The organism is Moritella sp. 24 (assembly GCF_018219155.1).
In the GTDB taxonomy this organism is placed as follows: Bacteria; Pseudomonadota; Gammaproteobacteria; order Enterobacterales; family Moritellaceae; genus Moritella.
In genome coordinates this window covers 2,921,842-2,945,398 of the sequence record NZ_CP056123.1, presented here as the reverse complement: position 1 = coordinate 2,945,398, position 23,557 = coordinate 2,921,842, and the positions used below count along the sequence as shown (strand labels likewise).

Annotated in this window: 15 protein-coding genes and 11 tRNA genes; 6 read left to right on the top strand and 20 right to left on the bottom strand. The window is 39.8% G+C overall.

Annotation, left to right across the window (positions count from 1 at the left end; genetic code table 11):
* Positions 1-5: 5 nt before the first annotated feature.
* The 14 genes from rsxB to HWV00_RS13035 all read right to left on the bottom strand — a co-directional run bounded on the left by rsxB (position 6) and on the right by HWV00_RS13035 (position 4,882).
* On the bottom strand, positions 6-554 hold the full coding sequence (rsxB, locus tag HWV00_RS13100) for an electron transport complex subunit RsxB (RefSeq protein WP_211681892.1): 549 nt from the start codon (positions 552-554) through the stop codon (positions 6-8).
* 12 nt (positions 555-566) lie between these two features.
* Positions 567-1,148, bottom strand: a complete 582-nt coding sequence (rsxA, locus tag HWV00_RS13095) for an electron transport complex subunit RsxA (protein ID WP_026006230.1) — start codon at positions 1,146-1,148, stop codon at positions 567-569.
* 138 nt (positions 1,149-1,286) lie between these two features.
* The gene (locus tag HWV00_RS13090; protein ID WP_211681890.1) at positions 1,287-3,146 is read right to left on the bottom strand and encodes an EAL domain-containing protein; all 1,860 of its coding nucleotides are present in this window, start codon (positions 3,144-3,146) and stop codon (positions 1,287-1,289) included.
* A 205-nt stretch (positions 3,147-3,351) separates the two neighbouring features.
* Positions 3,352-3,427: transfer RNA gene (locus HWV00_RS13085), tRNA-Asn, on the bottom strand.
* An 85-nt stretch (positions 3,428-3,512) separates the two neighbouring features.
* Positions 3,513-3,588: transfer RNA gene (locus HWV00_RS13080), tRNA-Asn, on the bottom strand.
* Positions 3,589-3,635: 47 nt separating this feature from the next.
* Positions 3,636-3,711, bottom strand: a tRNA-Asn gene (locus tag HWV00_RS13075).
* Between the two features lie 45 nt (positions 3,712-3,756).
* Positions 3,757-3,832, bottom strand: a tRNA-Asn gene (locus HWV00_RS13070).
* Positions 3,833-3,891: 59 nt separating this feature from the next.
* Positions 3,892-3,967, bottom strand: a tRNA-Asn gene (locus tag HWV00_RS13065).
* A gap of 46 nt (positions 3,968-4,013) precedes the next feature.
* Positions 4,014-4,089, bottom strand: a tRNA-Asn gene (locus tag HWV00_RS13060).
* A gap of 46 nt (positions 4,090-4,135) precedes the next feature.
* Positions 4,136-4,211: transfer RNA gene (locus HWV00_RS13055), tRNA-Asn, on the bottom strand.
* A gap of 46 nt (positions 4,212-4,257) precedes the next feature.
* Positions 4,258-4,333 (bottom strand) — tRNA-Asn (locus tag HWV00_RS13050).
* Between the two features lie 107 nt (positions 4,334-4,440).
* Positions 4,441-4,516 (bottom strand) — tRNA-Asn (locus tag HWV00_RS13045).
* Positions 4,517-4,627: 111 nt separating this feature from the next.
* A tRNA-Asn gene (locus HWV00_RS13040) sits at positions 4,628-4,703 on the bottom strand.
* A 103-nt stretch (positions 4,704-4,806) separates the two neighbouring features.
* Positions 4,807-4,882: transfer RNA gene (locus HWV00_RS13035), tRNA-Asn, on the bottom strand.
* 767 nt (positions 4,883-5,649) lie between these two features.
* Between HWV00_RS13035 and uvrB the strand changes: the two genes are divergently transcribed.
* Positions 5,650-7,644 carry an excinuclease ABC subunit UvrB gene (gene uvrB / locus HWV00_RS13030; protein ID WP_211681889.1) on the top strand — a complete coding sequence of 665 codons (1,995 nt, stop codon included), beginning with the start codon at positions 5,650-5,652 and terminating at the stop codon, positions 7,642-7,644.
* A gap of 112 nt (positions 7,645-7,756) precedes the next feature.
* On the opposite strand, the gene pfkA is transcribed toward uvrB, so the two are convergent.
* From pfkA to HWV00_RS13000, 6 genes are all read right to left on the bottom strand, one after another.
* The gene (gene pfkA / locus HWV00_RS13025) at positions 7,757-8,719 is read right to left on the bottom strand and encodes a 6-phosphofructokinase (RefSeq protein ID WP_211681887.1); all 963 of its coding nucleotides are present in this window, start codon (positions 8,717-8,719) and stop codon (positions 7,757-7,759) included.
* 419 nt (positions 8,720-9,138) lie between these two features.
* Positions 9,139-9,894 carry a triose-phosphate isomerase gene (gene tpiA / locus HWV00_RS13020; protein ID WP_211681885.1) on the bottom strand — a complete coding sequence of 252 codons (756 nt, stop codon included), beginning with the start codon at positions 9,892-9,894 and terminating at the stop codon, positions 9,139-9,141.
* Positions 9,895-10,132: 238 nt separating this feature from the next.
* Entirely contained in the window at positions 10,133-10,888 is a 756-nt protein-coding gene (gene elyC, locus HWV00_RS13015) for an envelope biogenesis factor ElyC (protein ID WP_211681883.1), read from the bottom strand.
* 48 nt (positions 10,889-10,936) lie between these two features.
* Positions 10,937-12,211 (bottom strand): hypothetical protein, encoded by a 1,275-nt coding sequence (locus HWV00_RS13010; protein WP_211681881.1) that lies wholly within the window; start codon positions 12,209-12,211, stop codon positions 10,937-10,939.
* Positions 12,211-12,843 (bottom strand): hypothetical protein, encoded by a 633-nt coding sequence (locus tag HWV00_RS13005; RefSeq protein WP_211681879.1) that lies wholly within the window; start codon positions 12,841-12,843, stop codon positions 12,211-12,213. The genes HWV00_RS13010 and HWV00_RS13005 overlap by 1 nt, the downstream gene beginning before the upstream one ends.
* Before the next feature lie 3 nt (positions 12,844-12,846).
* A complete protein-coding gene (locus HWV00_RS13000) occupies positions 12,847-16,683 on the bottom strand; it encodes an ATP-binding protein (protein WP_255554545.1) in 3,837 nt (1,278 codons plus the stop codon).
* A gap of 272 nt (positions 16,684-16,955) precedes the next feature.
* Between HWV00_RS13000 and HWV00_RS12995 the strand changes: the two genes are divergently transcribed.
* The 5 genes from HWV00_RS12995 (at position 16,956) to menH (ending at position 23,456) form a co-directional block, all read left to right on the top strand.
* Positions 16,956-18,386 (top strand): basic amino acid/polyamine antiporter, encoded by a 1,431-nt coding sequence (locus tag HWV00_RS12995; protein WP_211681878.1) that lies wholly within the window; start codon positions 16,956-16,958, stop codon positions 18,384-18,386.
* A gap of 92 nt (positions 18,387-18,478) precedes the next feature.
* Positions 18,479-19,264, top strand: coding sequence for a sulfite exporter TauE/SafE family protein (locus HWV00_RS12990; RefSeq protein WP_211681876.1), 786 nt, complete (start codon positions 18,479-18,481; stop codon positions 19,262-19,264).
* A gap of 127 nt (positions 19,265-19,391) precedes the next feature.
* Positions 19,392-20,744, top strand: coding sequence for an isochorismate synthase MenF (locus tag HWV00_RS12985; RefSeq protein WP_211681874.1), 1,353 nt, complete (start codon positions 19,392-19,394; stop codon positions 20,742-20,744).
* A complete protein-coding gene (menD, locus tag HWV00_RS12980) occupies positions 20,741-22,585 on the top strand; it encodes a 2-succinyl-5-enolpyruvyl-6-hydroxy-3-cyclohexene-1-carboxylic-acid synthase (protein ID WP_211681872.1) in 1,845 nt (614 codons plus the stop codon). Before HWV00_RS12985 ends, menD begins: the two co-directional genes overlap by 4 nt.
* Positions 22,569-23,456 carry a 2-succinyl-6-hydroxy-2,4-cyclohexadiene-1-carboxylate synthase gene (gene menH, locus HWV00_RS12975; protein ID WP_211681870.1) on the top strand — a complete coding sequence of 296 codons (888 nt, stop codon included), beginning with the start codon at positions 22,569-22,571 and terminating at the stop codon, positions 23,454-23,456. Before menD ends, menH begins: the two co-directional genes overlap by 17 nt.
* Positions 23,457-23,557: the final 101 nt, after the last annotated feature.

Here is a 23,557-nt window from a genome sequence, read left to right as displayed (position 1 = left end):
GTGACCTACTTAATATTCACGACAGGGATAGAGTCTAACTGCCACTTCCATGCAGCTTGTACTGGTTCCATCACGATACAATCGGTAGGACAGGGCGCAACACATAGCTTACAGCCAGTGCAGGCATCAACAATTACCGTGTGCATTGCACGTGTTGCACCCGCAATCGCATCGACAGGGCAGGCCTGAATGCATTTAGTGCAACCAATACAGTCTTCTTCAATGATACGGGCGACAAGCTTAACACTTGCATCGTGCTCTTGCTCTGCAATGGGTTTCGCTTCAACGCCCATAATATCAGCAAGCTTTTCAACGGTATCTGAACCACCTGGTACACAAAGGTTTACTTCTTCACCATTGGCGACAGCTTCTGCATAAGGTTTACAGCCGGGGTAGCCGCACTGGCCACACTGTGTTTGTGGTAATTCCGCATCAATCTGTTCAACGACTGGATTGCCTTCGATTTTAAAACGAATAGCTGCCCAGCCTAATCCAAGGCCAAATAGGCCAGCGAGAATAACAAGGGTAATAATTGCAAGGAAAATTGTAGTCATAATTATCAATAGTTAAAGTTTAACCAAGCCCGTAAAGCCCATGAAGGCAAGAGACATAAGGCCTGCTGTGATCATAGCGATTGAAGTTCCCTTAAAAGGGGCCGGTACGTTTGCCGCAGCGATTCGTTCGCGCATTGCAGCAAATAAGATAAGTACTAATGAGAAGCCAACTGCAGCACCAAAACCATAAACAGCGCTTTCAATAAAGTTGTGTTTTTCATTAATATTGAGTAATGCAACACCAAGAACCGCACAGTTTGTTGTGATTAACGGCAAGAAAATACCGAGTAAACGATAGAGTGTTGGACTGGTTTTATGAACAACCATTTCAGTAAATTGTACTACAACGGCAATAACGAGGATGAAACTTAATGTACGCAAGTATTCTAAGCCAAGCGGCGTTAAAATATAGGTTTCGACAAGGTATGAAGACATTGCTGCAATTGTCAGTACAAATGTGGTGGCAAATGACATGCCTATCGCACTTTCTAGTTTACTAGACACACCCATAAACGGGCATAAACCAAGGAATTTGACTAGTACAAAGTTATTTACAAGAACAGTGCTAACTAGTAGTAAGAGATATTCGGTCATGATGAAGTAATACAGTTACTATGGGAGGCCATATTATCGGGTATCTGTATCATTGTTACAATAGATAATCGGTAAATTGATAACGTAAAAAGGCTAATAATCAATTAGTCTCCTTACGTTACCTGTGGTTTTTATGGTTTAGCAGGCTATTTTGCTGAGTGGAGCAGGTCTTGATATGAGATAACCTTGGATCCCATCAACGTACATTGATTCGAGTAATTGTTTTTGTGCTAACTCTTCAACGCCTTCTGCGATAACTTGGCAACTCATACGGTGGGCAACGTCTACGATCATACGTAAAAATTGCTGGCTTGCATTATCATCAGTAATGGCTTGTACCAATCCACTGTCTATTTTGATGTAATTAGGTTTTAGTTCTTTAAATAGTTTGAATGAACTAATGCCGTGACCAAACTTACTAATCGCAGAGCGGCTACCAACGCGACGTAACATATCAATCACACGCTTACTTGAAACTATGTTTCTTTCGAGAATCACTTCATCAATTTCAAATACTAAATTCGACGCGATATTAGGTTCGCGTAATAATAAGCGCTCTAACCAGACAATAAATGCGCTACTTTGTACTGAGTGAGAGGTGAGGTTTACCCCCCAATGACTTGTGCCATCCATCTGTGTTCGGCTATTACTGATAATATTCTCAATAATAATTTGATCGATTTTTACGGTGTAATCTAAGCGTTGGGCCATCGCAAATAAAGTATGCGTTGGTAACATTGCGTTATTATTACCAATAAAACGTGTATAGATTTCTTGGTAATTTTTCATGTTACGGTGAATGGGTTGCACGGGCTGACTAAGAAGCATCAAACTACGTTTATTAATGATCTCTTCAATGACATCTTTCCAATAAGATTGGCCTTGATTTTCTTGTTGGGCATCTTGCTGTTGGAATGCCCAATAGTTTGGACCTTCAAGTTGTGCTTTGGCTAATGCTGTATCTGCTCGAGCTAGCACTTGTTCGGGCTGCTGACCTGAGTGAACGGTTGTTATACCGATATAAGCAACATTTTCTAAGTCATGAAGTGATTGATATTCATCAAGGTTGGCTTTAATTTCTCTTGCGAGCTTGTGGGCTACTGCTGCTGTCATATTCGGGATTATAATAGCAAAATCGGGACCCGATACACGATATAGTCGACTATCTGGATAACGTTTAGTGCATTGTTTTAGTATATTTGAGATATCTTTCAGGTAGTTATCGCCACGTTGAAACCCTCGGTGTTTATTTATATGGCCTAGTGCCGTTGCTCGGATTAACGCTAAAATTGCAGATTGAGATTCTTTTTTATCTGATAAAATATCAACAAGTTCACCACGAAAATAAAATCGGTTGTATAAACCGGTTAAATTATCCATGTTGATTTGTTTTGATAAGGATTCGATTTTATCGTGCTGATCTTGTAACTCTTTATGGAGGTCTGCTTTATGTTGAGCAAGAAGGCGAGTTACGGTTGGAAATACGTGATGTTTTAGTTTTGTCGTGTTACTTATTTCACCTAGGACCTTTCTTTCTAAATTGATTAATAACCGTTTAACAGATATTAAGCATAATATATAAGCGATAAATAATGAGATAACAAAGCTGCTTAATAATTGAATGATGGCGTTATCTTTTTCACTAAATTTTAACTTAAATGTGTAACTGAATAAGTCTGTGGCACCTGAAAAGTTTTTAGTTAACTGCGGGAAGATCAATTGGATCAGCGTAGGGTAGTTAATATTCGATTCCCAACCAGAAGATACCGATTCGGTTTGAATAAATAGTTGGCTAAGCGCAAGACGCTCTGTTAATAACTTGGCGTTATGATCATTAATAGAATCAAGACTTATTTTTTGACTCAATGCATCGTTGACAACACTACCTTGTATTGCCAGTGATGAATTTAATGAGTTGTAACTAAAACTTAAAGAGCTGGCAAGCACGCACACAAAAACAAATGTGATGAAAAGGCTGCAGCGAAAATAATCCGTCATTTTCATTATTCCTATAATATTTTTACATCCCTGTATTGGTTAGAGTAACCTGTTTAGAGCAATAAAAATACGTATAGGTATATTTGGATATAGAATATGCGATAGGGGACACGAATTTAATCGGAAACTGACATTAGTGAGATAATAAGTTTAGAAAATACTGATGATGAGGAATAGTAATTATTTGATTTTCTTATAAAAGAAGTGGCTCCCCTTGCTAGACTTGAACTAGCGACATATGGATTAACAGTCCACCGTTCTACCAACTGAACTAAAGGGGAATTACTTGTGTGCTTCTTGCAAAGCTAATATGTTGTGATTATTTATACAACATACTATGACTCTTTATATTGATAATAAAGAATTTGGCTCCCCTTGCTAGACTTGAACTAGCGACATATGGATTAACAGTCCACCGTTCTACCAACTGAACTAAAGGGGAATTATTCGTTTTCATAAACAGCTATGTAATAAGCCGTTTAGGTAATATGGCTCCCTTTGCTAGACTTGAACTAGCGACATATGGATTAACAGTCCACCGTTCTACCAACTGAACTAAAAGGGAATTATTCTTTTGTAAACAGCTATGTAATAAGCCGTTTAATTAATTTGGCTCCCCTTGCTAGACTTGAACTAGCGACATATGGATTAACAGTCCACCGTTCTACCAACTGAACTAAAGGGGAATTATTTGTTTTCATAAACAGCTATGTAATAAGCAGTTTAGGTATTCTTTACTTAAAATTGGCTCCCTTTGCTAGACTTGAACTAGCGACATATGGATTAACAGTCCACCGTTCTACCAACTGAACTAAAAGGGAATTATTCTTTTTATAAACAGCTATGTAATAAGCCGTTTAATTAATATGGCTCCCCTTGCTAGACTTGAACTAGCGACATATGGATTAACAGTCCACCGTTCTACCAACTGAACTAAAGGGGAATTATTCTTTTTATAAACAGCTATGTAATAAGCAATTTAGGTAATATGGCTCCCTTTGCTAGACTTGAACTAGCGACATATGGATTAACAGTCCACCGTTCTACCAACTGAACTAAAAGGGAATTATTCTTTTTATAAACGGCTATGTAATAGGCTGTTTAATTAATATGGCTCCCCTTGCTAGACTTGAACTAGCGACATATGGATTAACAGTCCACCGTTCTACCAACTGAACTAAAGGGGAATTATTTGTTTGCTTCTCTTGAAGCTAATAAGTTGTGTGCTTCTAATGAAGCCAATTAACGATCTACATATATGTAGTAATCACTAACTGTTTAAAGAAAGAAAATGTGGCTCCCCTTGCTAGACTTGAACTAGCGACATATGGATTAACAGTCCACCGTTCTACCAACTGAACTAAAGGGGAACAAATTGTCTGCTTCTTTCGAAGCTAATATACATTTATAACACTTCATAGGTTATAGCAATATACTATTATTCTTGTCTCTATTCTTTCATTTAAAAAGAAAAGATAAATTGGCTCCCCTTGCTAGACTTGAACTAGCGACATATGGATTAACAGTCCACCGTTCTACCAACTGAACTAAAGGGGAATTATTTGTTTGCTTCTCTTGAAGCTAATAAGTTGTTTGCTTCTTATGAAGCTAATATACCGCAATTATCTATATAAAATAAAGTGCAACATACTATTGAATTTGGCTCCCCTTGCTAGACTTGAACTAGCGACATATGGATTAACAGTCCACCGTTCTACCAACTGAACTAAAGGGGAATTACGTGTCTTTGTTTTGAAGACGGGGCGAATATTAAGGTTAGATGATTCTACTGTCAATGATAAAAGGGTCAAAACTGTTATTTGCTTTTTTTTTGTCGAATAACTGAGCGATGATGACTAAGAAATACTGATAGCGTAGTTTAAGTAAACAATTGATTTATACGACAAGCATTTGATGACCAAGTTATGCGACTCAGAAAAAGCATAAATTTAATCACCTTTTAATTTACTTATCTACTATATAGCAGAAGCATTGGATAAATGACAAATAGATATTATAAATATGGCACTTATTATTAAATCTTTATTCATTGTTTAAACACAACGATATGTTGGTTTTGACGTTGGGATTGTGGATATGACACTTTTTAGTGAGTTATCCACTAAATCTGTGGGTAAGTCTGTTGATTAAATCTGTAAAAGTTAAAAGTCTATCGTTATCGCAATTTAACAAAACATGTGTAAATACGGTTTGTTAATAACTTAATCCTTATGGTTCAGTATCTTAGCGTATTTTCCTGCTTGTTTTTGTTGTTGATAACTTATTGTTCATGATGCTTGTATCAAAAATGACCACTAAAAAACATTATTTAAAAATACTGTTGATAACTACTTGACATTTTAGATTTGGCAAGGGTTTTAGAGTCTAAATTCTAATTTTTTGATTAAACGTTTAGCAAGCTAACGTAATTCTTATGGCGGACTAAGTATAAATCGGTATTATGGTGATATATAAATTAAAAACCGAGTTGTGATCTTAAATAATGACTATTTTATTCGATTTATGTTCTGAATATACCCCGAGTGGCGATCAGCCTCAAGCGATTGAAAAGCTGGTTGATAGTTTTAATGCAGGTGTTGCCAGTCAAACCTTGCTCGGTGTAACGGGCTCAGGTAAAACCTATACTGTCGCAAACATGATTGCGAAATTGAACCGTCCTACATTACTGATGGCTCCAAACAAAACACTCGCTGCGCAGCTTTATGCTGAAATGAAAGAGTTCTTTCCTAATAATGCAGTTGAATATTTTGTTTCTTATTATGATTATTATCAGCCAGAAGCCTATGTTCCCAGTACTGATACCTTTATTGAAAAAGATGCCGCAGTAAATGCACATATTGAACAAATGCGTCTTTCTGCCACTAAAGCATTATTAGAGCGTCGTGATGTAATCTTAATTGCTTCGGTATCGGCTATTTATGGTTTGGGTGATCCTGAGTCTTATTTAAAAATGATGTTACACGTGTCCGTAGGTGAAGTGATTAGCCAGCGCAGTATTATCCGTCGTTTAGCTGAATTGCAATATACCCGTAACGACATGGATTTTAAACGCTCGACATTCCGTGTGCGTGGTGAAGTTATTGATGTGTATCCAGCTGAGTCAGATAAGCACGCTGTACGCTTAGAGATGTTTGATGATGAAATTGAACGTATTAGCTATTTCGATCCGCTGACCGGTGCAGTTGAACAGACTGTCGAACGTGCGACGATCTACCCTAAGACTCACTATGTGACGCCAAGAGAAAAGATCCTTGCTGCAATTGAACACATTAAAGTGGAATTGTCAGAGCGTAAAAAACAGCTATTATCAGCAAACAAATTAATTGAAGAGCAGCGTGTCAGCCAACGTGTTCAATTTGATATTGAAATGATGCAAGAACTTGGTTATTGCTCTGGTATTGAAAACTACTCGCGTTATCTGTCTGGTCGTACACCTGGTGATGCGCCTCCGACGTTATTAGACTATTTACCTGATGATGGTTTATTGGTTATTGATGAATCACACGTTACAGTGCCGCAAATTGGCGCTATGTATAAGGGTGACCGCTCACGTAAAGAAACGCTAGTTGAGTTTGGTTTTCGTTTACCTTCCGCATTAGATAACAGACCACTTAAATTTGATGAGTTTGAATCAATATCACCACAGACGCTTTATGTGTCTGCAACACCAAGCCAGTACGAATTAGATCGCTGTGAAGGTGAGGTTGTTCAGCAATTAGTACGACCGACCGGATTACTCGATCCAATCATTGAAGTTCGTCCTGTCGATACACAAGTTGATGATCTACTCAGTGAGATTAATATCCGCGTAGCGAAAGGCGAAAGGGTACTTGCGACGACATTAACGAAGCGAATGTCTGAAGATTTAGCTGAGTACCTTGCAGATCATGGCGTGAAAGTACGTTATCTTCATTCTGATATTGATACTGTTGAACGTGTCGAGATCATTCGTGATCTTCGTTTAGGCGTATTTGATGTGTTGGTTGGGATTAACTTACTCCGTGAAGGTTTAGACATGCCTGAAGTGTCTTTGGTCGCCATACTTGATGCAGACAAAGAAGGCTTCTTACGTTCAGAGCGTTCACTTATTCAAACTATTGGACGTGCAGCGCGTAATCTTGAAGGTAAGGCGATCTTATATGCGAATAAGATCACTAAGTCGATGGATAAAGCGATTAGTGAAACGGAACGTCGCCGTGCTTTACAGCATGACCATAACGTCAAAAATGGTATTACTCCAAAAGGCTTGAATAAGAAAGTAGGTGATGGCTTTAGTATCGGCCGAACACCAGAGCAGCAAATGATGCATATTGCAGAGCAGAAAGCGACATATGCGGTATTTACGCCAGCGGAACTCAGTAAGGAAATTGTACGTTTAGAAGAGCAAATGTATAAATACGCACAAGATCTTGAGTTTGAAAAAGCCGGTGAAACACGTGATAAAGTGGCTAAGCTACGAGAGCAGCTGATTCAATAGCTCTTAGCAGTTAATTCAATAGTAATAAAAAAGCGAAACCAACTTACATTGGTTTCGCTTTTTACATTTCATCTTAACTAATTTATCTAGAATTGGCAGATACTAAATATGTTTAGAATAATGAATCAGACAGATCAAATAGTTCTTGATTGAAAGGACGTTTCATATTGTTGATACAATCGATGATGTCATGGTGAACCATTTGTGAGTTCATTAGACCTACACAACGACCGCCTTCACCGTCTATTAATAGTTTCACTGCATATGAACCCATACGACTTGCCATAATACGGTCACGTGCTGTTGGTGTACCGCCACGTTGTAAATGACCTAAAACTGTCGCTCGTGTTTCACGAGTTGTAACGCTTTCGATATGTTGCGCAAGTCTGTTTACGTCAGTTACATGCTCGCACATTGCGATAATTGCATGCTTCTTACCTTTATCGATACCTGCTTGAATCTGTGCTAATAAATCAGCTTCATCATAGCCTTTTTCAGGAATGACAACGAATTCTGCACCACCGGCAACCGCTGCGCCCATGGTTAAATCACCACAGTAACGGCCCATGATTTCAACAATTGAGATACGTTGGTGAGATGTTGATGTGTCGCGTAAACGGTCAATTGCATCAACGACAATGTTTAGTGCAGTATCAAAACCAATTGTATAAGTAGTGCCTGGGATATCATTATCAATCGTGCCTGGAATACCGATACATGGGAAACCCATTTCAGTTAGTTTCATTGCACCCATGTAAGAACCGTCACCACCAATAACAACAAGTGCATCGATATCGTGTTTTTTAAGGTTTTCAATTGCTTCTCTACGAACGCTTTCTTCTTTAAATTCAGGGAAGCGTGCAGAACCGAGGAAAGTACCACCACGGTTAATTACATCAGAAACTGATTTACGATCTAATTTTTCAATGCGGCCTTGATGTAAACCAGCGTAACCATCGTAAATACCATAAACTTCTAAGCCAAGATGTAGACCTTCACGTACAACTGCTCGGATTGCTGCGTTCATGCCTGGTGCATCACCACCACTTGTTAAAACACCTATTTTTTTAATCATTGAAGCCTCAAATATATCAATCGATGATACTTTATTTATTGGGTTAGCGTACTGCTCTTATTGAAGAACGATACTGTTGCAGCAGGTGATGGCATGGTTATTTATATGCTTAGTGCACCCATTAGAATATATCTGTTGCTGCTACTTTCTATTTCGTTATAACTTTTATTTATTATAACTGCGTATGCTATTACTTTCTGTGTCTTTACAATTTATTTTATTACTAAAGTGATATTTATCACGCTTTCATATGAAACTTTTAATCATTAAATAAAATAATGCTTCAGCGCAAATTTATTTTGAAAAAGTTAAGTTTTATAAGAAAGGAGTGTAGCAACAATGATTGAATAATCAGCATTACTACACTTTACACCTAATACAGAGTAGGACCTCGCCCTATATTAGGTTTTGATAGGCTACTATGCAGAAGCACCAGCAATAACTTTAGAGAATTCTACAGCGTCTAGTGAAGCTCCGCCAACTAGGCCGCCATCAATGTCTGCTTGACCGAATAACTCAGCAGCGTTAGCGCCTTTAACTGAACCACCGTAAAGGATTTGAACTTTGTTTGCTACAGCTGCATCTTGCTCAGTTAACCATGAACGGATGTGAGCGTGGATGTCTTGTGCAATTTCAGGTGTTGCTGTTTTACCAGTACCGATTGCCCAAACTGGTTCGTATGCAATAACTGCATTGTTTAGAGATGCGATACCAGACTTAGTAACAACAGCTTGAAGTTGAGCTTCAACAACCGCTTTCGTTTCGCCAGCTTCGAATTGCTCTAGTGTTTCACCGATACAAAGTACAGGTACTAGGCCGTTTTCTTGTGCAACAGCAAATTTGTCTGCAACAACTTCGTTTGATTCACCGTGGATAACACGACGTTCGCTGTGACCAACAAGTGTGTATTTACAACCGAACTCTTTTAACATTACCGCTGAGTTTTCACCAGTGAATGCGCCTGCAGTGTTAACGTCACAATCTTGTGCGCCGTATGTAATAGCAGTGTCAGCAGTTAATGCTTCAACTTGTGGGATAAAAACAGCAGGAGGGCATACAGCAACTTCAACAGTTGCATTGTCTTTTGCCGCATCAACTAAACCGTTAATTAAAGCTTCTACAGATGCTTTAGTTGCGTTTAGTTTCCAGTTACCCATTACTAGTGCTTGTCTCATGTCTATCTCCGATATGGTTTAAAGCTATTTTTCTTCAACTTAATTAACTTGAGTAACAATGACTAAAGTGGCTTAAGTTGAGAACATGAGATGATTATAGAGTCATCTAGCCTCAGAGCAAGTTGTCATAAGACAATTTTTGGTAATAAAACTACATAAAATGCAGTAACTGTGACTTGACCCACGTTTACTTACTCAATTTAGAATTAAATGCAGTGAAAATTACAGGATGTAATATCTATTGGTTATTTTTTAACGATAACCAAGCTAAGCCTAGCCATTCATGGAAGACTTTTTCACTTACTGCTAGATACCGAGCTCGAGGAAAATAATAGTGCAATGCAGGTGTACCGTTCACAGGTTTACTTACGTGTGCAGTAGGTGCGGGGATAGGGGATAACCCCTGCTGTCGGAAGATTTTCATCGCGCGTGGCATATGGGTAGCCGAGGTGACGAGTACAAATGATGTACCTTTGGTTATTTCTTTATTATCAATGGCTTCCTCAATTGTATCGCGCGGGTTTTCTAATAATATAATCGCTGATTCAGGCACGCCTAGCGCCATGGCTAATCGTGCATTCATTTTTGCGTTACTGTTAATATCACCACCGTTATAACCACTAAAAATTAACTTGGCAGTAGGGTTTAATTTATAAATTCGAACCCCTTCTGTGGTTCTAGCAAGTGCTGCTGGCGTTAGCTGACTTGTGATCGGTAAGCTGTCTACCGTGGTGTGACCGTTGCCAAGTACATGGATATAATCAACACTTTGTTGTTGGTAACTTGGGTACTGAGACTCTAATGTAGCGGCTAAACGGCTGGCAACGGGATCAAGGCTTAATAGCAATAATGTAATAAAACTACTACAAAATAGAACTTGGGCGCTGCGTTTATAGCGAGTGAGTTTATATAATAGGGCTGCAAGAATAAAAGCAGTGAGTAGTAAAGGTAGTGGCATTAACCAAGTACCAATTATTTTTTTAAGTGCGAACATAGGAGAATTGGTACCTGTTTTTAAACGCGTTTATATTGTAACTTAGGTTTAAGGACGATGCAGTTGAATGTCCGTGACACGTAAATTACCTGAGATTAATATGGAGCCTGGTAATTCAGTGGTACTGGATTCAGGGAAGTCGATAGCCATCACTTTACGTACGGCTGGTGCACATTTGTAGTACTCATTGTAAAGAATACTGAGCCATAAATGCTTCGGTAAAATGTCGGTCAGTTGACCGTCTTGCTGCCAATAGTGCAGGGCAGAGAAGCTATCACCTTTATTACTTAATACGTGTTTAAATAACGCTTCACATTGTGACAAGACATAGTCAGCTTCGAGTTGACGGGCCTTTTGTTGCAAGTCATCAATACGGCCACTGCGACGTAAATCAACAGCGTCTGCATCAGACTTGCTCTCTTTACGTAATGAGTTGTAAATATCAGTCAGTTCTTCTTGTTGCACCTGATTACTAATATCGACACTTGCAGATAATGGCAGTGGCATCACACGATTGAAGATAGCTGGTACTTGCTCACGCTCATCATAATTGTCTAATTCCCAAATCGGATTATCTTTCAGGAATTTAGACATGGCTTTAAGGCGGGCAACTTGTTCATTTTGTTTACGTAAGGTCATGAGTAGTTGACGCATACGGTGAACAGCACCTTCTAACTGACGGTTGATACGACGATAACCATCAATGAAAAAGGTGACTTTACGGCTAAGATCCGCTGGTACATCATCCCAATCTAACCAAGCATACACATCGGTTAAGTTAATATCGGCTAATGCATTAAGCAATCCTTCGGTATACGCAATGGCTTTTTCATTTTCATGAATTTTACTTTCTAAGCTATCAACAAAACCAAATTTACTGGTAATCGCTGCAAACAAGCCGCTGACACTGTCTTCGAGTTCATAGACGATCCCGTAAAGTTCTTCATCAATCTGACTTAGATAGAAAGAAACTTCGTTATGCTGGCCTGTTAATAATGCACGCTTGTAGGACTTAATATCCCCGTCAATGTGTTGCATAACTTTGGCGATATCAGTGCGTTTACGATAAGAAGCATGACGCAGCAATAATTTATCTAAAATACGCTTTAAGTTAATGGCAAGCATATAGGTGCCATCTTCTTCGCTTGGGCGGATCAGACCATTCTTGGTGAGCATTTCTAATAATGCGGTATTCTCACCGTTATCAATTACACTGCCATCGAAATACGCTTGCGCCAGCATGTTGCTGTTTGTTTTAGCAAACGAGCTACGAATAATCTGGGCAATTTTTTCGACTTCAGAAGCGCTTTGCTGCTGTGACATTAAAACATCTCCGACTGTGAGTCATCGAAGATATGATTATCTTGTTTTTCTAATTTCAACGATTCACTGTCATTAATAAAATCAATTAATTCGTGAATGTAATTCATTTTAGCGGTGATCTGATAAATGGTACTGTTGGTATCTAAACGTTGCACGTAACCCGCTTCATCTAATTTTTTTAAGATAAAGTTAAGTTGTTCAGATATCTCATTACGGCTTGTTTTGAAAATACCTTTATTGGTTAGCAATGCGAGCTGTTGTTTTAACGTCGGCTCATTTTCAATACCACGTAATAACTCAGATAAACGGATAGTATCACCAGCACGCATGGCACAATCATGTACCAATGCTGTCATCGCAAGGTCTAAAAAGTTAACCAGTGGACGGAAAATATCACGTACTTGGCGTAATTGTTGACGAATATCCGCGCGGTTTTCTTCTTCAATCGTGCAGTAACAAGCAACAAAGGCCAAACCGTCTTCAATCACTTTTACTTTACGGTTAATCAAACGCAGGTAATCATTTACCTTTTCAAATAAGCTTTGCTCAGACAGGTAGCGATATGCATCGGGCTGACTCACCTGACAAATGGTATGACCCTGTAACAATAATTCAACGGTAGTTTGAAACATGGGTTAAACCTCTTCTAGCTTTGTTGCTTGTTTATTTGATGCAACTGTGTCTTGTTCATTTGATACAACCGTGTTTTTGGTTGTTGATTCAGTACTTACGGGTGATGCCAACGCTTGTTTTGCATCGCCATTTAATAACGCCATTAGTGGATCATCATCTACGTTCATTTGGATCAGACGTTTATTACGGCTATCAATTTCGTATAGGTGATCGAATAACTGTAATACCGATTTGTCTGTAGACGGCGATGCAGTCATGATTTGAATACCGTGCTGATTAAGCATATCAAGCATTGCCTGAATGTTTTCAGAATGCAGTTCGCCTAATTCATCTACAGGCCAAGTGATCACCGTATTTGCATCGGGACGCAACATGGTCGTTAAGCCTGTAAAGAAGGTAATCAAAGCAAGGTACGATAGACCTGTTGAAGACACATCTTCCAGTTCTTTTGGTGTTGTTGCACGGGTCGTTCGGCCATTTTCAACAATCGTAAACTCAATATCAAACAACTCATTGTGCTGCATCGTATTGTTTTTCGGTAATACTGCTGACAGTTCATCTAAGCTATCAATTAAGTCTTGTGGAATACTGCGATCGTGCGTTAATTCCGTATTTGCTTGGTATGCTTCGAATGCGTCATTTACATTCTCAAGTTGCTGCCAATAACCTAATTTGTCCATTTTAGTTCGAATGGCAATCTTAATATCACCTAATGCAGTAAAGAACTGTTTACCATTCATGTGGCTAGACAGTTTACGGCCTGTTCGACTGATGTTGCGATCGAAGTTACTTAAATGAGTATAAATAGATAAAATATCGTTAGCACGTAACTCCACTTCGTGAGTAGTTGATGTTTGCAATAGTTTTGCATTTCTCAATACGTAACTTAGCTGTGCACCGCTGTTAATTGCTTCTTCAAGGCGGTAGTTAACTACCTCTGAATTACTTTCAATGCGGTTTTCTAACCAGCCTGTTTGCAGGGTACTTTTCGAGTAACGTTTTAGTTCACTGCTAATTTTACTCGCAATACTTAACACATTACTTTGCTGTTTACCTAGTAAGCTAATTTGGCTCGTGGTTAGGTTTGAAATATTATTGACGCTATAAACAGGAAGGTCTTCGTGCTCAACGGCAGGGAAGTCTTCTAATTTTTCTAGGCTTTTGTTTAAACCTTTTAGCTGTAGCACTAAATCAGTAACTTGTTTATCCAGATGCGTTTTTTCTTGTTCTAACTTATCTGTTGATTGCTGATAGTTTTGGTTTTTATCTTTTAGTTGTTGTTGGAAACGTTGAATCGCTGCATCTAAACGGCGTAAACGTTCACGACCCGGTTCAACTTGTGACCATGATGTTTCTAACCAGCTATTGTATTTATCTGCTTTCTGTTGGAATACTTTCGCATTTTCAACGGCTTTTGATGTTTGCTTGATCTTAGCTTCTAGCGCATTAAAGATGCTCGCGTTGATACCGGCATCACTTAATGCAGCTTGTAGTGCATCAGCAATACGCTGCATTTCAATTTGAGCTTCGTTACGCAGGTTATCTAATGATGACTGGTAGCTATCAATACGCTGGTTATAATCCGTTTCTAGCTGACAATGTACGCCTAAACGTTCGTTGTTTAGCTCGTTATGACGGCCTTGGTAATCAACTTTTGCTTGGCTTAATGCTTGCTGCGCCTGATCTAACTGAAGTTCTGTTTCTGCGAGTTCTGTTTGAATTCGCGCGATCGTCAGTGCTTTGAATTGTTCTAATTTACCGTTTAACTCATCTTCTTCGTGCGTTAAGTTAGCCAGTAATTGGTTTTGTTTGAACAGCAGTTGCTTACTCGACATTAATTGTTTATCAAGTTCTTCAACGTCTTTGTTTAATTGTTCAAGTGCTTTTTGTAACTGTTCTCGTTCTGCTTTCTTTGCACCAATTTGAGCTGAAATATGCTGTTCTTTTTCTGCTAGAGAGCTGTCAGTGAAAGAGGCATTCTCTAAAGCATTCAGGTTTATTTTGATGCCGTAAAAATCTTGAATTTGAGTCAGGGCCGTTTCGGTATCTGATTCTGTCGCTGCGTTCGCAAATGTAGCGAGTAATTCAGGCTCAAGATGAAGATGCTTTAATAGTTCAGGGTTGATTACGCGACCGATATTACTTTGCCAATTTGGTACATGCTCCACAAGGAAGGCGTGTAAGGAACCTTTTTCTGGACTCAATAATGCCTGAACATCGCGGTGCTGCTGTGCTAAATGGTTTAATTCAATTTTTAAACGGTCATTCGTTTGCAGTGCTTGATGTTGTTTTTGACGTAGGCTTTGTGATTCACCGCTAATACGGTTGTACGTTTCTTGACGCTCATTAATGTTACGGCGACATTGGCTTAAACTCTGCTGTAACTGCTGCGATTGAGCCGCAAGCGCTGGGTCTGCTTGTGGTTGTGTTAATTGCAGGTTCAGTGAGATCTTGCTGTGTTCTAGTGGTGTTTTCTTTTCAGCCAGTTGATCTACAAGTATCTGTGTTTGTGTTTTTAGATCACTTTCTAACGTTGCATAGTGTAAATTGTTTTCACTTAATGCGGTGGTGAGCTGTTGACGCTGAGAGCTAATCTCGTTGGTTAACTGCTGCTCACGCTTGTTAAAATCAAGTTCTTGCTGCTGTTGTTGCTCGGTAAACGTGCGGCTGAGATCTGCTGATTTTTCGCTTAACTGGGTTTTCTCATTGTTAAGATTGATTAAGCGTAGTGTAAAGTCAGACAGTTCTGAACCACGTTGTTCGTAGGTTGCTGCTTCATCATCTTCAAAATCAATTTTTTCTTGTTCTAACTTTTCAAGATCATGTTTGATCTCGCGATGTGCTTTTTCTTCATCGTGAGCCGCATCTTCAATCGTTAACACTTGCTGTCTGTGTGTTTCTTTTAATTCAGCAAGTTCAAGGATAACTTCTTTTAAACGTGCATCTGACGTTTCTTGATCTTCATTACATTTTTGCTGATAAATGGCAGCAAGATGATGTAAGTGTTGTAAATCTTTTTTGATCTCAACAAGAGAGTCAATGTCAGTTAATGACGATAAGATCTTTTCTTCTAAATTCAGGATCGCTTGAGATGAATGCAGATCTGCTAGCCAACTATCAATATCGGTTTTATCAATGTTAACCATGTCAGTCACATTGTTGCTGAGCATTTCAGAGCTGATTGCATCTTGAGAGATCTCGATGATCATTTGTTTGATCACATCGAAATTAGAGATCTTGTTAAATACTGATGTAACGACTTTTTCGATGTGCTTAATCGGTGATTGGCTCATTGAAAAACGTTGTTGTAGTGTGCGCAGTGATTTCTTACCACCAAGATCACGGTGATTTTGAATGACTCTTGCATAATCATCTACACTTAACAGGCTGCTTACTTCACAACGATGTTGCGTACGATAATTACGTTTAATCTCATCATCTGCAAAGATATTACCGTTCTCATCTAGATACATTTTGATATCAAATGGATGATCAATAAAACGGTATAGCAGCTTGTCGCCGTCACTTTTTATAAGTACGTGGCACAGCTGTGGTGTATCAGTACCGTTCGGACGCTGATAGTCAAAAACGATATAACTGGTTTTGCGCGGCAAATAATAAGCGGCGAATGATTTCTTGTTGGCATTACGTTCAACAATACGCCCAGGTCGTGCACCCCAAAACAGCATCGGCAGTTTAAGAAGTGTCGTTTTACCGGCACCATTGGTCCCCGCAACTTTGATATTACCTGCGTTATTTAACTCAAGTAATTTACCCGGCCAGAAGCTATCTACAAGGTAAGTTGTGCGACAAAGATATTGTTGTGAAGAATCAGTCATTATCATTATTTTGCAAGAAATCGAACCGCATATTTTAACTGAATGATGGGCAAGATGTAAGGAAAAAAGACAAGTTTGAGCGGGTGATGCTTGGTTCTGTTCAGATTATCAGCAATCTTGCAATCACATTAGGGTTTATGCAAATTTAGTGAATATTCTTGCATATCTATAATAATATAATACAATCCGGCACATTATTTTATATTAACAAGCGTAAATATGGCTTAAGACGACATTTAATGTCGCGGTCTTGCTTGATTTAGGAATTATCGATGGAAAATAAACTCGGACTAGGCATGTTGGTAGCATTGGTATTCAGTACCATGGTCGGTGCTGGCATCTTTAGTTTACCCCAAAATGTGGCTGTATCAGCTGCACCTGGTGCTATTACATTGGGCTGGTTAATCACGGGTTGCGGTATGTTAGCCTTGGTTACAGTGTTACGTAACTTGGTTGTTCGCTACCCTAATTTGAACGGCGGTATTTTTTCGTACGCGCAAGCCGGTTTTGGTGACTATATTGGTTTCATGTCAGCTTGGGGTTATTGGATCTGTAACTTATTAGCGAACGTGTCTTATGCTGTGGTATTTTTTAGTGCGATTGGCTACTTTGTCGATACACCAGAAAATCCAATAATGGGACAGGGTAATACCCCGATTGCCGTATTGGGCGGTTCGTTATTGATTTGGTTTATGCATGCATTAGTATTACGTGGTGTAACACGAGCGGCGATGATCAATGTATTTGCAACGATTGCTAAAATCATTCCAATCTTAACGTTTGTTTGTTTAGTTATCATGGCATTTAAACTAGATAAATTTACGATTGATTTTTGGGGTGATAAAACGCCTGAATTAGGATCGGTATTAGATCAAGTAAAAGCAACAATGATGGTGACATTGTGGGTGTTTATCGGTATCGAAGGGGCGGTTATTTTATCGAACCGTGCTAAAGATAAACGTGATGTAGCGAAAGCGACGGGTATTGCGCTGTTCTCAGCATTAGTACTTTATATCGCTGTTAGTTTATTTACGTTAGGTGTGATGACACAACCTGAAGTCGCACAATTACAAAACCCATCAATGGCTCGTATTTTAGAAGTAATTGTTGGCCCGTGGGGCGCGATGCTGATTAATGCTGGTTTAATTATGTCTGTATCTGGCGCGTTGTTAAGCTGGACGGTTGTGAGTGCTGAAGTGCCTTTCATTGCAGCAAAAGAAGGGTTATTCCCGAAAGCATTTGCAACAGAAAACAGTAAAGGCGCGGCAACAACATCACTGTGGTTTTCGTCTTGTTTAGTGCAACTATTTCTAATCTTAACCTTGCTACAAGAAAGTTCGTACTTAGCCTTGGTAAACATTGCGACGTCAGCGGTATTGTTACCGTACTTCTTGGTTGGTGCTTATGGTGTGAAAGTGGCGTTAAGTGGTGAGGGTTATAAGGCCACTGATAATCGCAAGAAAGACTTAGTTATTGCCTTGATATCATCATTCTATGGTGCTTGGTTAGTGTATGCCGCGGGCGTGGAATACATGTTGTTATGTGCATTATTGTACTTGCCTGGTGTGTTGGTTTATAAAAAATCATTAGCAGAAAAACAACAAGCCTTTAGCAAGCGAGATTATGCGTATTCACTGGTATTATTAGCGGGTGCTGCTGGCGCCATTTACCTATTATCAACTGGTGTGCTTTCACTCTCGTAGTGCTTAAACCACAATCTTTGACACTTTATCATCGCAAGTTTGATATAGTGACGCTTCGAATCTAGGCGTATGTAATAGAAAGGATTGTAGCGATGATTGTGGTTTTATATTTAATTTTAGGTGCTGCGGCAGGGTTAATCGCAGGGCTATTTGGTGTCGGTGGCGGTTTAATTATCGTTCCGGCATTGGTTTTTTCTTTTTCCTTTCAAGGCATCTCTTCGGAAGTACTGACACAATTAGCCATAGGTACATCCCTCGCGACGATCATCTTTACTTCTATTAGCTCGATTAAAACACACCACAGTAAAGGCGCAATTGACTGGGCTTTAGTTAAGCGTCTGACGTTTGGTATTGTTATTGGTGCGGTATTAGGCAGTATATTTGCTGACTATTTACCGGGTGAAACATTGCAAATGATCATTGGTATTTATGCATTAACCGTTGCTGTTCAAATGGGCTTTGACTTAAAACCAAAAGCAGAACATGACTTGCCAAAAGGAGCGGGGTTGAGTGTTGCAGGTGGTATTATTGGTGCCATTTCCGCATTATTCGGTATTGGTGGCGGGTCATTAACTGTGCCTTACTTGTCGTGGTGTCGAGTTGAAATGCGTAATGCTGTTGCAACATCATCAGCGTGTGGTTTACCTATCGCAGTTGCAGGTGTTTGTAGTTATATTGTGACTGGTTGGAATACACCTGATTTACCTGAGTACAGCTTTGGTTATATTTATTTACCTGCGTTCTTAGGTATTATTATGACCAGCACTATTTTTGCCAAGCAAGGTGCTAAATTAGCACATTCATTGCCAAGTCATATTTTAAAACGTTATTTTGCATTGCTATTACTTTGTGTCGGTTCTAAGTTTATTTTCTTCTAAAATACGCCTTTTATTGATCTAGGCTATAAATGCTTCGATTATATACTCATTAAGTATAGGTTTATGGACGGTTAGGTTTAATCTATGTTAAATTCATCCCCTAAGTAGTAGTTTACTAGGGGGCGCCTTGTACATATTAGCCACTGCAATTAAAGCATTACAAAAACTGATCACTCATGCTCAGCCAGAGCAAACTCGTATCTCGGTCGATTTACAGCCCTTGCATTCTTCCGAGTTGATTGAGTGGTTTGACGCGCAAGTTTTATTTCCTCAATTCTACTGGCAATCTCGAGATGGCGATGAAGAAGTTGTCGCGTTAGGTCAGTGCTGTTCATTTCATAATATTAATACTGCGAAAACGCAATTGTCTGAACAGCAACGGGTTTGGGGCGGATGCGACTTTGGTCATCAAGATTATTATTTTTTACCGCAAATCGAATTAACGCGTAACAACAATACGTGGAAATTGTCGGTTAACTTGCCTGTAAACGGTACTGAGCAAGGCTATGATAAAGCGATATTGCTTGATAGCTTAGCCAACTTAATCGCGCCTGCACCGACACCAATCCCGTTGACGTATAAGATTGAAACACGTAGCCATTATCCTGAATACCATCATTGGTCTCATCTTGTTACTAAAGCCTTAACGGCAATTAAGCAACAGCACTTTGCTAAAGTGGTATTAGCACGACAAAGTATCCTGACTTTAAATCGTCCACTTTCTGCTGCTCAGTTTTTACAGAAAAGTCGCCAAGTTAATCAGCACTGTTTCCATTTCATCTTTGCACTTAAGCCGAACGATTACTTTGTTGGCTCAACGCCTGAACGGTTATTTACGCGAACACAAACCCAATTACACACCGAAGCACTCGCAGGAACGGCTGCACGCAGTGACGATACGGTTGAAGATCGGGCATTAGCGAATTGGTTATTACATGATCCTAAAAATCGTTATGAAAACCGTTTGGTCGTCGATGATTTAATGTCGCGATTAGATTCCCGTTGTGCGTCTTTACAAGTGTCGATGCGGCCTGAATTAGTGAAGTTACGTAAAGTTCAGCACTTAAAACACCATATCTCAGGCGAACTTGCCGCCGGTGTTGATGATGCAGAGCTATTAGCAAGCTTACAACCAACAGCTGCGATAGCGGGATTACCACGTCAACCTGCACTCGATTTCATTGCTGAAAACGAACCTTTTTCACGTGGTTGGTATAGTGGTGCGCTAGGATATGTTGGACAGCAGCAAAGTGAATTCTGTGTTGCGATACGTAGTGCACGAATATTAGGTTATGAATTACAGTTATTTGCAGGTGCAGGTATTGTACCGGGTTCTGATCCAATGAGTGAATGGCAAGAGTTAGAGCGTAAAACGGCGACCTTGTTAACACTACTTGAACCGGATACTGAGATCCATCGGAACATGAGCAGCGATGGATTGGGTCTAAACCACTTTGTATCAGAGCAACAACGCGCATGATTAATCATTCTATTGCTGAGATGCAAGCACCATTAAACCGTTTATGGGCCGACTTAATTTTAGAAGAATTAAGTCGTTTGGGTGTTCGCCATGTTTGTGTTGCGCCTGGTTCACGTTCAACACCACTCATTTTGGCTGCTGACGGTAAAGATAACCTCACACTACATAGTCATTTTGATGAACGTGGACTGGGCTTTTATGCATTGGGTTTAGCCAAGTCGTTACAAGCACCTGTCGCGGTGGTTGTTACATCGGGTACTGCGGTTGCGAACTTATTACCCGCGGTAGTCGAAAGCGGTTTAACCAAAGAAAAGTTAGTACTGTTAACTGCAGATCGTCCCGTTGAACAAATTAATTGTGGTGCGAACCAAGCAATACAGCAGGCTGGTTTGTTTTCGAGTCATGTTTGTCATGAATTATTATTACCAAGCCCCAGTCTGGCTATCACACCACAATGGTTGCTGAGTAAAATAGACCAAAGTATCGCGGTACAGCAACAAGTGGGTGGCTCGGTACACATCAATTGTCCTTATCCTGAACCTTTATATGGTGGTGAGGTTGATTTTAGTGAGTACCTTGTCGGTATAACGAAATGGCAGCACTCATCAAACACCTATTTATCGATTAACACGCCTGTAAAAACGCATGCTTTAGATGCCACAGCACTGACGGCATTATATGGCGCAATGCCTGTCGTTAATAAAAAAGGCTTAGTTGTGATTGGTGCAATCGCAACAGCTGAGATGCAAGCGATTAAAGCATGGGCTGAGATGTTAGGTTGGCCTGTACTTGTTGACCCCCAAGCAGGTGGCAGTAGTGCATGGCCACATTATGATGTGTGGTTACAAAATGCCGCGTGTCGAGAAAAGTTAGCGGAAGCGGAAGTGTTAGTTCAGTTTGGTGCTCGTTTAGTATCAAAGCGTTTAGGTCAATTTATTGCACAGCATGATTGGCAGGACTACTGGCTAATTGCAGAACAAGCGGGGCAATTAGACCCTTATCATCACGCATGTAAACAATTTATCAGCCCTGTATCTCAGTGGTTAGCCTCGTTTTCACGTGGTGAGTTAAATCTTCAGTTAGATGATACGTTAGCGACAGATAGCAGCATGTTTAGTGATGTTGGGGATCTTAATCACCCTACTAGCGGCTATAAATGGGGGCAAGCGCTCACACAAGCGAGCAGTTATGTTCGACAACTTGTTGAAACAAATTATATCGATTCGCTAACTGAGGTCAGTTTTGCTGCCACATTAGATACTTGTCTAACAATGCCGCCTCTCACAACGCCAACAAGTTTATTCATTGGTAATAGCCTAATCGTTCGGTTGTTAGATATGTTTGTTGAACTCCCTGATGTACCAGTGTTTAGTAATCGTGGCGCGTCTGGGATTGATGGGCTAGTTGCGACAGCTGCGGGTGTACAAGCAGGGCAAGAGCAGGGGATGATTTGTTTGTTGGGGGATACGTCTTTGTTATATGACTTGAACTCACTGGCTTTATTTTCAAAACCAAAACATCCTTGCGTGATTGTGGTATTGAATAATGACGGTGGGGCTATTTTTGACATGCTACCCGTTGTAGAACAACAAAAAGAACTGTTGTATCGTATGCCTCATGGATTTGGGTTTAAGCATGCAGCAGGCATGTTCGATTTAGATTATATCCAACCGAAAACCTTAGCTGAAGCGCTGTCAGCGATTGATCATGGTTTACAACCAATGCGTGATGAGACAGGGAAAGTACGTACTTTGTTAATTGAAATTGAGACGCCAGCGGGGAAAGCAGCAGAGCAACTCAAGTCATTATTTTCAGAGGTGAAAGATGCCTGTTTTATCTAATAAACTGATGTGCCGACAAACCTTATTACCACTCTATTCTGTTTCAGCTGACTGTGAGAACTCTCGCACATCATCACGACCTACGTTGGTATTTTTACATGGCTTATTAGGCTCGACAGCGGACTGGCAGCATATTGTGGCTGAATTATCGCAGGATTATCAATGTATCTGTATTGATTTACCGGGGCATGCTGGTAGCCAAGCGGTGACGGTTAATGATTTCAAACATGTACAACAACTCATTATTACTACGCTGTCTCAGTACCAACTTGATAATGTTATTTTGGTCGGTTACTCGTTAGGCGCACGCCTTGCTATGACTATTGCCTGCGAACAAGCGGCTAATTGGCCCTTTACCATTGATGGTTTGTTATTAGAAAGTGGTAATCCGGGGTTAAACAGTAGCGCTGAACAGCTACAACGTGGGTTGCATGACTTAGGTTGGGTAACGCGATTTAGTGAGGAAGCGTTACCTACTGTACTTATCGATTGGTATCAACAAGGGGTGTTTTCATCATTAACGGCGACACAAAAAACAGCATTGATTGATAAACGCTGCCAAGTTCAAGCTGACCGTCATGGATTTAAAGGTGGGTTACAAATTAGCAAGATGCTGGCTGCTACTTCGTTATCGAAACAAGGTAACTTATTACCCGCATTACGATCGTCAGCGTATCCAATACGGATGGTTTGTGGTGAGTGGGACCCCAAATTCCAGCAATTAACACAAGTCAGTCAACTTGATTATCGAACGGTATCTCAGGCTGGGCATAACGTACATGCCGATCAACCGTTGGTATTTAGCCAATTGATTCGAGATTTTGTTGATGACGTAATGAGTAATAAAACATCGCAAAGGAGTGCTGCTTAAGCAAATTTCATTGTTTTGTGCTGCATGATTAAACGTTTAGAGTTTCATGACTGAAATGAAGCGTTTCAGAGTTTAGACATTTCGTTTTATAGATTAGCTAT

Coding starts and splice junctions, on each gene's coding strand:
- uvrB (WP_211681889.1), top strand. CDS start 5,650: ATGACTATTTTATTCGATTTATGTTCTGAATATACCCCGAGTGGCGAT.
- HWV00_RS13010 (WP_211681881.1), bottom strand. CDS start 12,211: ATGTCACAGCAGCAAAGCGCTTCTGAAGTCGAAAAAATTGCCCAGATT.
- rsxB (WP_211681892.1), bottom strand. CDS start 554: ATGACTACAATTTTCCTTGCAATTATTACCCTTGTTATTCTCGCTGGC.
- elyC (WP_211681883.1), bottom strand. CDS start 10,888: ATGTTCGCACTTAAAAAAATAATTGGTACTTGGTTAATGCCACTACCT.
- HWV00_RS13005 (WP_211681879.1), bottom strand. CDS start 12,843: ATGTTTCAAACTACCGTTGAATTATTGTTACAGGGTCATACCATTTGT.
- menH (WP_211681870.1), top strand. CDS start 22,569: ATGCCTGTTTTATCTAATAAACTGATGTGCCGACAAACCTTATTACCA.
- HWV00_RS13000 (WP_255554545.1), bottom strand. CDS start 16,683: ATGACTGATTCTTCACAACAATATCTTTGTCGCACAACTTACCTTGTA.
- HWV00_RS12990 (WP_211681876.1), top strand. CDS start 18,479: ATGATTGTGGTTTTATATTTAATTTTAGGTGCTGCGGCAGGGTTAATC.
- tpiA (WP_211681885.1), bottom strand. CDS start 9,894: ATGAGACAAGCACTAGTAATGGGTAACTGGAAACTAAACGCAACTAAA.
- HWV00_RS13090 (WP_211681890.1), bottom strand. CDS start 3,146: ATGACGGATTATTTTCGCTGCAGCCTTTTCATCACATTTGTTTTTGTG.
- menD (WP_211681872.1), top strand. CDS start 20,741: ATGATTAATCATTCTATTGCTGAGATGCAAGCACCATTAAACCGTTTA.
- pfkA (WP_211681887.1), bottom strand. CDS start 8,719: ATGATTAAAAAAATAGGTGTTTTAACAAGTGGTGGTGATGCACCAGGC.
- HWV00_RS12995 (WP_211681878.1), top strand. CDS start 16,956: ATGGAAAATAAACTCGGACTAGGCATGTTGGTAGCATTGGTATTCAGT.
- rsxA (WP_026006230.1), bottom strand. CDS start 1,148: ATGACCGAATATCTCTTACTACTAGTTAGCACTGTTCTTGTAAATAAC.